The sequence below is a fragment of the Streptomyces sp. NPDC050485 genome (genome assembly GCF_044458185.1).
GTDB lineage: Bacteria > Actinomycetota > Actinomycetes > Streptomycetales > Streptomycetaceae > Streptomyces.
The window spans coordinates 54,528-68,398 of the sequence record NZ_JBITHR010000017.1 but is presented as its reverse complement, the minus strand read 5'-3'; the positions used below and the strand labels follow the sequence as shown (position 1 = coordinate 68,398).

At 68.1% G+C, this 13,871-nt stretch carries 4 protein-coding genes; 1 reads left to right on the top strand and 3 read right to left on the bottom strand.

Going from position 1 to position 13,871, the window contains the following annotated elements; translation table 11 throughout:
• Window position 1 precedes the first annotated feature (1 nt).
• The 3 genes from ACIBK6_RS29445 to ACIBK6_RS29435 form a co-directional block, all read right to left on the bottom strand.
• On the bottom strand, window positions 2-1,372 hold the full coding sequence (locus ACIBK6_RS29445) for an ABC transporter permease (RefSeq protein WP_399054446.1): 1,371 nt from the start codon (window positions 1,370-1,372) through the stop codon (window positions 2-4).
• Window positions 1,369-2,310 carry an ABC transporter ATP-binding protein gene (locus tag ACIBK6_RS29440; RefSeq protein ID WP_399054445.1) on the bottom strand — a complete coding sequence of 314 codons (942 nt, stop codon included), beginning with the start codon at window positions 2,308-2,310 and terminating at the stop codon, window positions 1,369-1,371. Before ACIBK6_RS29440 ends, ACIBK6_RS29445 begins: the two co-directional genes overlap by 4 nt.
• Window positions 2,311-2,523: 213 nt before the next feature.
• On the bottom strand, window positions 2,524-6,390 hold the full coding sequence (locus ACIBK6_RS29435) for an FG-GAP-like repeat-containing protein (RefSeq protein WP_399054444.1): 3,867 nt from the start codon (window positions 6,388-6,390) through the stop codon (window positions 2,524-2,526).
• Window positions 6,391-7,027: 637 nt separating this feature from the next.
• Here ACIBK6_RS29435 and ACIBK6_RS29430 point away from each other — a divergent pair.
• Window positions 7,028-13,831 (top strand): RHS repeat-associated core domain-containing protein, encoded by a 6,804-nt coding sequence (locus ACIBK6_RS29430; RefSeq protein ID WP_399054443.1) that lies wholly within the window; start codon window positions 7,028-7,030, stop codon window positions 13,829-13,831.
• Window positions 13,832-13,871: the final 40 nt, after the last annotated feature.

The following is a 13,871-nucleotide window of genomic DNA, read 5'->3' as shown; positions in this document are numbered from 1 at the left end:
GTCATCCCTTCGGGGTGGTGGAGAGCAGTTCGACGTTGGCGTCGAACTGCCAGAGCGGGTTCGGTGCGTCCCCGGCCGGGGTCCGCACCAGGAAGTAGCCGTTCACATCCTTCGGTCCGTCGCCATCGGCCACGAACCGCCCGTCTGCGGTGACATCGAGCTGGTAGATGGCCGTCCCGGTGGTCTCGACGCCGGGGAGATGCCAGGAGACGACGCAACGCCAGTCGTTGCCCGGCCCCTCGGCCGCGACCTGGCCGTCGCCCTTGTTGCACGCCGCCGTGGCCCGCAGCTGCGCCTCGGTGACCCCGGGGCGGTTGAGCTGCTCGGTCTGCAAGCGGTAGAGGTGGGCGAACGCCGTGGCGACCGACCGCTGCACCTTGTCCTGCTCGATTCCGGAACCCGTGAACGAGGCCGGAGCCGGGGTCGCCACGGCGACGGCCGTGACCGTGAGGGCGACCAGTCCGGCCAGCGGCGGCAGCGCGGTGGTGAGCGCGCGGCGCCCGGAGCCGTCGTACGCCAGGTCGGTGAAGTCGCGCCGCAGGAACAGCAGATAGGCCAGCGCGGTCGCGAGCACGGCCCACACCAGGCCGACGACGATGCCGATCAGCAGCGGGCCGACCTGCGCCGGGTCGGCGAACAGACCGTTCCAGGCGATGAAGGCGTAGCTGGGCAGGGCGAGCCGTACGGCGACGGGCAGTGGCAGCATCTGGGCGAGCTGCATCGCGAGCGCGACGACCGCGGGCAGCAGCAGTCCCATCGGGGACCGGCCGAGGGCGACCGACCCGAGCAGTCCGATCGCGGCGAGGGCCAAGGTCGGAGCGAGTACGCAGAGCCAGGCGAGCAGCACCTTCCCGGCGGCGTCCGCGGGCGCCAGCACGTGTCCGTCGAGGCCGACGAGCGGCCGGTCGCCCACCGCCACAAGCCCGCCGACCGTACTGGAACAGGCCAGCCCGGCCACGAGCAGCAGGATGACGGTGAGGCCGGCCAGTGACTTCGCCACGAAGATCCGTCGAGGCGACCGGACCACCACGAGCAGGTGGCGCCAGGTGCCGAGCCGGTCCTCGGAGGCGAACACGTCGCCGGCGACCACCGAGGTCAGCAGCGGGAGCGCCCAGGTGCCCGAGAAGCCGAGCATCACCAGCGGTCCGGCCCACCCCGTGGCGTCCATCCAGCGGCCGAAGAGGGTGTCCGTCGGGAGCGTGCTCTGTTGGCTCACCGCCGCGACGAACAGCGCCGGTGTGATCCAGCAGGCGAGGACCAGCAGCCGGATCCGCCATTGCGCAAACAGCTTGACCAGCTCGAAGCGGTAGCAGCGCGGCACCGAGACGCGACTGGCAACGACAGCCCGTTCGTTGACTGTTGTCGCGGTCATCTGCCCGCCTCCTGCGGCTCGGTGAGGGCGAGGAACGCGGCCTCGAGCGGGGACACCACGGGGGTGAGCTCGCGTACCGCGATGCCCGCGTGCACGAGCCCCGCCACCAGTTTGTCGAGGGCGGGCAGCAGCGCCCGCACGACGAGCCGCTCGGTGTCGTGCCGTGCCCCCGCGTCGTCGACAACCTGGACCCCGGCGGTGTCGAGGGCCACCCGGCGGGCGGCCTGCCGGTCGGAGGCGAGCAGCCGGTAGTCGAGTTCACGGTTCTCGGCGGCCAGCTTGCTGAGCGGGCCGGAGAAGACGATCCGTCCGGTGGCGAGGATGGTGACCTCGGAGCACAATGCTTCGAGGTCGTCCATGCGGTGGCTTGAGAGCACGACGGTGGTTCCCTCCGCCGCGAGTCGGGTGAGGACACCGTGGACGTGTTTCTGGCCGGACGGGTCGAGGCCGTTGGACGGCTCGTCCAGCACGAGAAGCTGCGGCTTGGTGAGCAGGGTGGCGGCGAGCCCGAGCCGCTGACGCATGCCGAGAGAGAAACCGCGCGTCCGGTCGTCGGCGACGTCGGTGAGCCCGACCTGGTCGAGCACGTCGTCAATTCCCGCTGTCCGCATGTCGCTGCCGCGCAGAGCGGCCATCGCGGCGAGGTTCTGCCGGGCGGTGAGCGAGGGGTAGAGCCCGGGCCCGTCCACGAAGCCGGCGACACCGTCAGGAGCGGCCGTCTTCCGCCCGACCGGAGTACCCAGGATCTCAAGACGGCCACCGTCGGCGACGGCCAGGCCCAGCAGGAGGCCGAGCAGGGTGGTCTTGCCGGCGCCGTTCGGCCCGACCAGACCGTGTATCTGCCCCTGCGGCACATCCAGATCGATGCCGTCGAGTGCGACGACATCGCCGAAGCACTTGGTGATCCGGTGTGCCCGGATGGAAAGGAGTGCGTCCATGGGTCCCTTCTTTCGCAGCCTCCAGGGAACTTAGGGACGCCACAAAGCGCAAGCAGGGACGGCGAGTTGAACGTTCGAGGAATGGAAGGCGATCGGCGTTCGCCGCGCCGATGGACTGGTCGGGTGCCCCGTTCGCGTCCCCGCGTTCGAAACACCCGACCCCGGCGCCACCTCCGTGGCGGAGGTGGCGCCGGGGTCGGGAATCGTCCGGTGTTAACTGATGAGGGGCGCGTTGCCCCAGGTGTTGTCCGGCCACATCGGTGTGGGGTCGGCGAGGTGCCCGTTTCCGTCCCCTGCGTACAGGTGGAGGCTGCCGTCCGTCCATACTGCGGCGACGTCGGTCTTGCCGTCGCCGGTGAAGTCGCCGGGGATGAGATGGGTGACGCTGGACCAGGTGTTGCCACCGAACATCTGGGGACCTGCCGCCAGTTTGCCGTGGCCGTCGCCGATGTACAGGTGGAGTGTGCCGTCGGCCCATTCGGCGAGGATGTCGGCGTTGCCGTCGCCGGTGTAGTCGCCGGCGGCGAGGAGCTTCATGCCGCTCCATGAGTTGTCGGACCACAGAGGGGTCGACGCGCTCAGGTCTCCGTTGCCGTTGTTGCTGTACAGGTGCAGGGTTCCGTCACTCCAGATGGCGACCAGGTCGGTCTTGCCGTCTCCGTCGAAGTCTCCGGCGACGATCTGCTGTGCCCCGGTCCAAGTGGAGCCGCCGAAGAGCTGCTTGGCGTTGGCCGCGTCCAAACCGCCACTTCCCGTGCCCGGGTAGAGGTGGAGGGTGCCATCGGGCCACAGGCCGACGACGTCGGCCTTGCCGTCGGAGTTGAAGTCGCCGGTGGTCATGAGCTTCATCCCGCCCCAGGACTTGTCCCAGATCTGCGGGCCGGCCACGAGCCGCCCTCCGGCGTCCCCGGTGTAGAGGTGGAGTGTGCCGTCGGCCCACTCGGCGACCATGTCTGCACGGCCGTCGCCGTTGAAGTCACTGCGGCTGGAGGGGAGATAGGGCGAGCCCTCCACCGACTGGAGGTTGCTGCTCCAGTCCCGGCGGCTGAGGTCGACGGGAGTACCCAAGCCGTTCTGTCCGCCGGTGGCCGCCTGTCCGGGGAACTCCGTCAGATGCCCGTCCCAGGTCGCGGCGATCAGGTCCGGGCGCCCGTCGCCGTCGATGTCGCCGTCGCTGGTGAGCGCGGGGTACGAGAGGACTGGGACGCCGCTGCGGATCAGGCTGCGGGTGGTGCTGTCTCCGAGGCCCTTGGGGTCACCCGCGCGGTTGGGATAGAGGTAGATGTTGCCGGTGGTCCTGTCCCGGGCCCACAGGTCGGGCAGTCCGTCTCCGGTCACGTCACCGGGGGCCAGGACGGTCATGGAGCTCCAGCCGGCCGGGCCGATCAGGAGCGGCGAGAGCAGTCGTCCGTTGCCGTTGCCCGGGAAGAGCCAGAGTCTGTCCTTCTCGACGGTGATCAGGTCGTTGTGGCCTTGGGCGTTGCCGTCGGCGTTGCCCGGGGCGACGATTTGGCTGACCTGGGACCAGTCGGGCGCGTAGCCGGAGCAGTCGGTCACGGTCGAGTCGCAGGTGGGCCGGGGGACCGGGGTGGCCTGGGTACGGGTGAAGTCGCCGTTGCCAGGATTGAGATAGATGTACAGTTTGCCGCTCCTATGGACGAACAGGTCGTCCACCTTCGCGGTTCCGTGCATGGTGCCGCGGTGGGCGAGGATCGCGCCGCTCCAACTGCTGAGATCTGGCGCCTGGTTCGCCGCGACCGGGACCGCCAGTGCCGGGTCCGTCGAGCCGATCGTGTAGATGCGGATGTTGCCGCTCTTGTCGACGATCGCCGTGTCGGGCTTTCCGTCGCCCGTGAGGTCACCGGGTGTCGTGGTCGCCTGTGTGTTGTCGGGGACGTAGAAGGCGTACTCGTACGACTGGGACTGGTTGCCCGCTCTGTCCACGGCGCTCACGTAGAGGAAGTTCGTGCCCCAGCGTGTCGGCGCCAGCTTGATGGTCGCCGAACCGTTGGTGGCGGCGACGGTGCTGCTTCCGCCCACCGGAATCGCCGAGTTGAGCGAGTACTCGAAGTGGTCCACTCCGCTTCCGGCGTCGGTGGCGGTGACAGCGAACTGTCCCTGGAAGCCGTCACCGGCGACATGGGTCGTGCCGGGCACGGAGCCGGACGCCGGGAAGTCCGTCGAGGCGACGGTGGGCTGGCCCGGTGCGGTCGTGTCCACCTGGAAGTGGCACACGGGGGCGGTGGCCGAGTGGTTGATGCCGTCGTCGGTGCGCACGAACCAGCTGTACGTGTGGCCGTCGGTCAGCCGGCCGACCGCTTTGTCGGCGGTGCTGCCGTTGCCGATCCAGTCGGTGCTGGAGCTGCCGTCGCCCATGCCGATGAGCACGGCCTGGGTGTTGTAGTCCCACAGCGCGAACTGGCCGCGGACCAGCTGGCTCGCGTCGGGGTCGGAGACCTTGGCGCGGAGGTGAATGCCGTCGCTGGCGAGGCTGGTCGCGCCGATCCAGCCGAACGGAGTGTTCTGGCCGCAGTCCGGGGTGCTGGGGGACTGCGGGGCGGGCACGGTGACGGGTGAAGTGGGCACCGAGGGAACGGTGTTGTACTGAACCGTCAGGGTCGGGTTGGTGGAGAAGCGCTTGAAGGCGTCCCGGTCACTCTCGTTCGCGGCGAAGACTCCGACGGACAGGGTGCTTCCGGCACTGGCCACGGCCGAGGTGATGTCCGCGATGGCCGGCTGGTAGCCGGGGCAGTCGTTGTTGCGTGTGCCGGGGACCGAGGTGCTGCCGATCTGCTCGTGGCTCGCCGGTGCGCTGCTCCAGGAGATGCCGGCGTCGAACGAGTCGGTACGGAAGACGTTGACGGCGTACTTGTCGCAGCTCAACGAGGCGGAGTAGGTCTCCAGCATGTTCAGCGTGGCCGAGTTGACGGTCCTGCCGGAGTAGAAGGAGGTGTCGAACTTGTAGTAGACGCGTTCGATGCCCGTCACGGTCTCGTAGCCCTGGTAGCCGACGCCGGGGTCGCCCCACTGGGTGTCCCAGGGCTGCGCGTCATGCCCCTCCCACACGGCACCCCAGGTCTGGACTCCGGTGTTGCGGGGAACCCAGTTGGGATCGATGTACACCGGGAAGTGGGTGTCGGCAGCCGTCAGCAGCTTCTGGTCGGGAGTCAGCGTGATGGCGTCCTGGTTCACCGTTGCCTGGAGACCGGCCTGTTTGGCCCCGGTTCCCGGTCCGGTGGCCGACGAGCCGGTGTTGTCGCCGCTCGCGGGGGTCTGGGCGAATGCGGAGCGAAGAGCGGCCGGTGCCGACGCCGTGGTGCTGGAGTCCCACATGGTGGGGCTGGGCGCGGCGAACACGGTCGCCCCGGACGCGTCCTTGGCCGCGAGAGTGCCCGACGCTCCGTCCGACAGCGTGAGACCGGTGGTCGATGCGGAGAGCCGCAGGGATGCGAGCTTCGGATTGCGCGCCGCATCCGGTGTCTTGACGATCAGGACCTGGGTGAATCCGCCCTGGTCCTGTGCCGTGATCCGTAGGTCCACATCGGGCAGTACACCCGGGTAGAGGGCACTGCTCCCCGAGACGGTGGGCGCCGGGAGCGGATCGGGCCAGGAGAGAGCCAGTTCCTTGCCGTCGGCCGCCGTCATACGGGCCAGTGGGACGCTGCCCCCGCTGGACAGTGTGAGCGTGGTGGGCGTCGCGGAGGCGGTAATGCCGCCGTCCGCATTGCGCTGGAGTGTGGCATCCACCGCCTTCCAGCCGTCGTTCTTCTTGACCCGCACGGGCTGAACGCTCTGGGACTGGGTGAAACTGCCGTCCGGGTTGGCGGTCAACGAACTGGTCTGTGTGGTGGCCGAATCGACGGGTACCGGCGCTCCGGTCGACCGGGCCTTGGCCACCGCCGCAATGGCGTCGGCCTGCGCTCCGCCGGGATTGGTCCCGGCCGTAGCGGATTTTATTGTTCCGCCACTGTCGGCATGGGCCATGCCGGTGCCGAATGCGAGGGGAATGAGTGTGGCGCTCAGGGTTGTGCTCAGGATCGCGGCGAGATTTCTTCGTCTGCGCCGTCCAGGTGCCCCCATGGTGCTCCTACCGTGGACGTGGAAGGGGTTTGTAACGCCTGATCTGGCGATTGCCCGCGAGCATAACGGGGACGTGTGACATCGATCTGCCTGGGCAGACGGAAAATGGGTGCCCGAAATTTATTTGGCCTTTATGTGTGCAGTGGGGGTTTTGTGCCGAATATGAAATACGGTCCCGGGTGCATTAGGGATGATGCCCGGTCTGGCGGCTATGGTGCAGCTCTGCCCGGAAATGCTCCCCGACTCATTGCCTGTGTCCGATGAATCCTTTGCCATTCCTTGCTCCCTGCATGCCCAGATCATCGGCTCTCCGTTGGTAACTTTCCGTCCTCTTTTGTTTTCAGGGGTGGGGACTTTAATGAAGACCAAAAGTGGCAGATTTCTGCTGCGCTTTGGCTGGATTCGGCGAGACTGTGCGCGGCGCGATGCAGTGGCTCTGCTGACTTCCTTGGCCGTGCTGGTGGCTATGCTGTCCGGCGCTCCGGCTTTTGCCGCAGGTGGCCACAGGCCCAAGTTGTGGTCGCCCCGCCCAGTGGAAAAGACGCATTCGGTTCCCGGCCATGACGGTGTTACCGCGCAGCGGCAGTCCGCATCGAAATCGGCCGGACCGGCTGCGGCCGCGCCCGAGACGCCTTCCGTGGCTTGGCCCCTGCCGGCCCGGGTGCAGGTGAATCCCGCCGCGGCCAACGCCCCCGCGTCCCCGATGACTTCGGGAGGCGCGCTCGCCCCCAATCCCTTCCGGACCGAGCCGGGGCCGCCGCACGTGGCCGGCACCCCGGTCTGGATCAGTGGCCCCGGCTCCCTCGACAAGCGGCACCCGACCACGCCGTCCGACGGTCGGACCCCTGACAAGGTCACCGTCACGGTTGCCGCACACACCGCCGCCCAACGGGCCGGTGTCAACGGCGCTTTGGTGGCTCTGGCCAACAACGCCTCGGCGGGCCGGGACGGCAAGGTCTCCTTCGGCTTGGACTACTCGGGGTTCGCCGACGCGTACGGCGGTGACTACACCTCACGGCTGAGGCTCGTAGAGCTGCCGGCGTGCGCGCTGACGACGCCGGACACACCCCGTTGCCGCACCCCCAAGCCGGTGGCGTTCCACAACGACTTCACGCACCACCGCCTGGTCGCCGACGTCACGCTCCCCGCCGCCACGTCAGGCATGTCCGCGCCGTCCGGGCTGAAGGCGGCCGTTGCCGACAGCCCGGCTCAGGCCGACTCGGCGGCCGTACAGTCCATGGTGCTGGCCGCCACCGCGGCGCCCGCCGGTGCGGGCGGCACCTATGCGGCCACCACCCTTGCCCCGTCGGGCAGTTGGAGTGCCGGAACCTCCACCGGCGACTTCACATGGTCATATCCGATCGCCGTGCCCCCGCCGCTCGGCGGCTCGGCACCCGCCGTGTCCCTGTCGTACGACTCCTCCAGCGTGGACGGCCGCACCGCCGCCACCAACAACCAGCCGTCGTGGATCGGCGACGGCTGGGACTATCAGTCCGGCTACATCGAGCGCTCGTACAAGCCGTGTTCGAAGGACGGGCAGCCCAACACGGTCGGCGACAACTGCTGGTCGGTCGACAACGCGACGCTCCAGCTCGGCGGCCGCTCGGTCAAACTGGTGAAGGACGACGCCACCGGCACGTGGCGCGAGGGCAGCGATGACGGCAGCCGGGTCGAGCATCTGACCGGTGCCGCGAACGGCGCCCAGAACGGTGAGTACTGGCGCATCACCGCGACCAACGGCACGCAGTACTACTTCGGCCTCAACCACACTCCGGGCAGTACCACCACGCCCGCGACCAACTCGGCCTGGACGGCACCGGTCTTCGGCAACGATCCGGGAGAGCCCTGCCACGGGACGACTTTCGATGCCTCCTGGTGCCAGCAGGCCTGGCACTGGTCCCTGGACTTCGTGGTGGACCCCAACCAGAACGTCACCACGTACTCCTACAGCACCGAGTCCAACTACTACTCCCGGGGCACCACCAACACCCTCACGCCGTACATCCGCGGTGGCTACCTCAACACCATCGCCTACGGACAGCAGCTCCCGGATGCGGTGGCGGGCAAGAAGGCGGCGGCCCAGGTGGTGTTCACCACCGCCGAGCGCTGCATCCCCGACTCGACGTTCACCTGCGCGTCCAACCTGCTGTCGACGGCGAATGCGAGCCACTGGCCGGACGTGCCGTTCGACCAGAACTGCCCCTCAACGGGCACCTGCGCCAACCATTCGCCGTCGTTCTGGACCACCAAGCGGCTGACGTCCATCACCACCCAGGTCCTGGTCGGCACGGCCTACTCCACCGCCGACACCTTCACCTTCACCCACCAGTTCCCGCCGTCGGGAGACAGCAACAAGCCTGGTCTATGGCTCGCGTCGATCACCCACACCGGCAACGACGGCGGTACGACGCAGCTCCCCGCCGTCACCTTCATGGGGCAGCAACTCGCCAATCGCGTGGGCGCGGTCGACAACATCCCGCCGATCTTCCGCTACCGGGTCCACTCGATCAACACCGAGTCCGGCGGACAGATCAACATCCTCTACAAGGACACGGAGTGCGTGGCCGGCAGCAACATGCCCGCCTCCCCTGACAGCAACACCAAGGCCTGCTACCCGGTCTACTGGACACCGCAGGGCGCCAGTGACCCGACGCTCGACTGGTTCCACAAGTACCTCGTCCAACAGGTCACCGAGGTCGACAAGACGGGAATCGGCGCGGCCACCAAGTCCACGTCGTACGAGTACCTGGGCGGCGCCGCCTGGCACCACGACGACGAGGAACTGATCGACCCGAAGAACCGGACCTGGGGGCAGTTCCGCGGCTACGGGGAAGTGGTCACCCACACCGGCGCGGCCCCGGAAACCCTCACCCAGTCCTCCACCCTCTTCATGCGCGGCATGAACGGCGATGTGCTGGCCGACGGCTCCAAGCGGTCGGTGTCCGTCACCGACGCCACCGGTGGCGCGCTCGCCGACGATGACCAGCTAGCCGGCTTCGCCCGTGAGACCCGCTCCTACGACGTGATCGGCGGGACACTGCTGGCGGCCACCCTCAATGATCCCTGGGGCGGGCAGATTACGGCGACCCACAAGCAGACGGGGCTGCCGGACCTCACCGCCCGGATGAGCGGCACCGCCGCGGTCCACCAGCGGGCCCTGCTGGCCGACCACACCTGGCGTACGACGGAGATCGACAACACCTACGACGCCCAGGGCCGCATCGCGAACGTGGACGACAAGGGTGACGGCACCGCCGCGACCCCCGAGACCTGCACCAAGACCAGCTACGCCGAAAACGCCACGGCGAACATGCTTGCCTTCCCCTCCGAGGTCATCAAGGTCACCGGCGGCTGCGCCACCACCCCGGACTCGTCCAACACCATCTCGGACAACCGCAACCTGTACGACAGCAAGGCCTTCGGCGCCCTGGGCACGACCGGGGACGTCACCTCCACCCAGGTCCTCGACCACTACGACGCCTCCGGCACCGCCCAGTTCAAAACGGTGGGCACCACGACGTACGACACGTACGGGCGCACCACGAGCGTGACCAATGCGCTCGGCGCCAAGACCTCCACGGCCTACACGCCGGCCACCGGCGCCCTGCCGAACTCCGTCACCAGCACACAGCCGGCGATCGCCCCGGCCACCACCGGCTGGCAGAGCACCACGACATACGACCCGCTGCGGGCCGTCCCGTTGACCACCACGGACCCCAACGGACGTGTCACGGACGTCGGTTACGACCCGCTCGGACGGATCTCCGCCGTGTGGGAGCCGGGGCGGCCGAAGGCGACCAAGACCCCCAACAAGAAGTTCTCGTACTCCCTCAACAACGCCACTCCCAGCCTGGTGACCGTCCAGACGCTGCGCGAGGACGAATCGTACGCGTTCGACTACAAGCTCTACGACGGCCTGCTCCGCCTGCGTCAGGAGCAGGCGAGTAGCGGTGACGGTGGCTCCGGCCGACTGATATCCGACACGTTCTACGACAGCCACGGCTGGACCGTGAAGAGCAACGCGCCCTACTTCAACGCGACGAACCCCGGCACCACGCTCTACGTCGTCAACGACGCCGATGTGCCGTCCCAGACCGGCACCTTCTACGACGGCATGGGCCGGCCGACGGCGCGGACCCTCTCCAGTCTGGGCAATGAGCAGTGGCGCTCCGCCACCGCCTACCCGGGTGCGGACCAGACCGACATCGCCCCGCCGCAGGGAGCCTCGGCGACCAGCACCATCACCGACGCGCGGGGACACACCACCGCCCTCGTGCAGTACCACGGGCCCACACCCACCGGCGCGGCCGACACCACGCACTACCACTACAACGCGGCGGGCCTGCAGGACCTGGTGACCGACGGCTCGGGCAACAAGTGGAGCACCACGTACGACCAGCGCGGCCGCAAGGCGAGCAGCGCCGACCCGGACACCGGCACCACGACGTACACCTACGACGACGCCGACCGGGTCACCTCGACCACGGACGGCCGCGGCAAGACGCTGGCTTACACCTATGACGAAATCGGTCGCAAAACAGCCGAGTTCACGGGATCAACCGGCGGCACCAAGCTGGCTTCGTGGACGTACGACACGCTCGCCAAGGGCTACCCGACGTCGTCCACCCGCTATTCCAGCGGCAACGCCTACACGAACGCCGTCATCGGCTACGACCCCGCATACCGGCCCACCGGTAACACCGTCACCATCCCCTCGTCCGAGGGCAACCTGGGCGGCACGTACACCACGAAGACGGCGTACGAACCCAACACAGGCCTGGTCGACAACACCACGATGGCGGCGGCCGGCGGGCTGAAGGCGGAGACGGTCTACTACGCCTACAACATCGCCGGACAGCCCCTCCTGGTCGGCGGCGACGCCGACTACATCACCGACATGCAGTACACCCCGTTCGGCCAGGTGCAGCGCACCACCGTCGGGGACGTCCCCAAGCAGGTCGCGCTGACCAACAGCTACGACCCCGCCACCGGACGGGTGCTCAAGTCGACGCTGGACAAGGAGACCGGGACCACCACCTCGGCGGACGTCACCAGTTACACCTACACGCCGTCCGGCGCGGTGACGTCCGCGTCCGATGTCCAGGACACCGGGCAGACCGACACCCAGTGCTTCACCTACGACTACCTCAACCGCCTGACCGAGGCCTGGACCGACAAGGGCGCCACCACCACCGCGCCGTCCCCCAAGGCCGCTGGGATCGGCGGCTGCACCAACAGCACGCCGAGCGCCGCGAACCTCGGCGGTCCCAACCCGTACTGGCAGTCCTACGGCTACGACCCGACCGGCAACCGCACCAGCGAAGTCGACCACGACGTGACGGGCGACGCCACGAAGGACACCACACACACGCAGACGTACCCGGCGCCCGGGCAGCCGCACCCGCACGCGGTGCAGTCCATGACGACGACCAGCCAGGCCGCTGGAACCAGCACCGACACCTTCGGCTACGACACCACGGGCAACACCACCGCCCACACCACCGGCGGCGGCACCCAGAACTTCACCTGGACCGACGAGGGCAAGCTCGACACCGTCACCAAGACCCAGACGAGCACCGGCACCGACTTCGTGTACGACGCCGACGGCAACCAACTGCTGCGTCACGACTCGACGACCACCACGCTCTACCTGCCCGGAACTGAGGTCGTCCTCAAGAAGGCCGACAACACGACATCGGCCACCCGCTACTACAGCGTCCCCGGCGGCCTGACGGTCGCCCGCACCACGGACGGCCGCCTGACCTACCTGGCCTCGGACCCGCACGGCACGGACAACGTCGCGCTGGACTCCGCCACCCTGGCGGCCCAGCGCCGTCCGATGACGCCCTTCGGCCAGAGCCGCAACAGCACTGTGTCATCAGGCAGTTGGCCCGGCGACAAGGGCTTCGTGGGCGGCACGGTCGATGCCGATACGGGGCTGACCAATCTGGGTGCGCGGGAGTACGACCCGAACCTGGGCCGTTTCCTCTCGGTCGACCCGCTCTTCCAGCCGACGGACCCGCAGTCCATCAACGGCTACGCGTACGCGGACAACACTCCGGTCAACGCCACCGACCCCACGGGGCTCAGCAGCTGCGACTTCGACCCGGAGATCTGCCACCGGACATCCACGCCGGAAACCAGGAGCGAGGACTCGTACGCGTCGTACACGCAGACGACCGGGACGGTCTACAACCTCGATCCACCCAGCACACCGAAGCCGCCCAAGCCGAAGAAGAAGCACTGGTGGAACAAGACGGTCGACTGGGTCTCCGACCATGCTGTGGCGATCGCCGTCACCGTGGTGGTCGTAGCAGTCGTCGTGGGCTGCGTCGCCGCAACGGCCGGAGCCTGTGCCGGCGTGCTGCTGGCCGCAGCCGAAGGCTTCACCGCAGGGGCCGAATTCGGGGCGACCGCGGCAGTGGTCGGGGCCGCCGTCGGGGCAGGTGGTGAGGCGCTGGCTGCGGTGGGCGCCGGTGCCGCCGTCATCGGTGCCGCCGCCAAGACCGCCAAGGCCTTCAGTAAGTCCGGTGGCGAGGGGGAAGCCGGGGCAGGGGCAGCAGCCAGCGAGGCGAGCAGCCGGGCCGAAGGCGCCGCGAGCAGCGAGGCGGAATCCGGATCGACGAGCGGCTGCGGCTCTGCCAACAGCTTCCCGGCCTCGACGACCGTCCTGCTGGCCGACGGTACGGCCGTCCCGATCAGCCAGGTGAAGACCGGCGACACCGTCCAGGCCACCGACCCGCTGATGAACACGACCCGGCCGGAGAAGGTCACCGACGTCATCGTCACGCGGACGGACAAGGACTTCACGGACACCACGGTCCACACGACCGCCGGCGACAAGACCATCACGTCCACCCAGCACCACCCGTACTGGGATGCAACCCGCAAGCAGTGGGTCGACGCGGCAAACCTCAAGACCGGCGAGCAACTCCGTCAGCGCGACGGGTCCCTGATCACCGTCGTCAAGGTCCGCAATTACCGCGATGCGGTCGTCACGTACAACCTCACTGTTGACCGGATCCACACGTACTATGTACTCGCTGGCACCACGCCTGTTCTGGTTCACAACACCAATTCTCCGATTGGTTGCGGTGTGAATGGTGAGCCGATTTACGATATCCCAGCTGGTTCGAGTGGTGGCGCTGGGGCTGGGAAGAGGATTCCGCCGAGCCTCCTCAAGGATTACGACGTGGGGAAGAATGCGGCTCCTGGGACGACCGCACCGTTGTGTTCGTATTGCCGGACGAATCCGGCAACGGCAATTGACCACGTTGAGCCTAGGATCGGTGGCGGTGACCTAACCGATGCAAACACCACACCGGCTTGCACATTCTGTAATAGCTCCAAGAGGGATCGATTGGCTCCATTGAATCCCCCACCCAATTACACTGGCTCCTGGCCGCCGCCGTGGTGGCCTTCGAGGATGACACCGCCCTAGAAGTGTGTAGGTGAGAGATGGCCCGCGACGGCTGGAATGA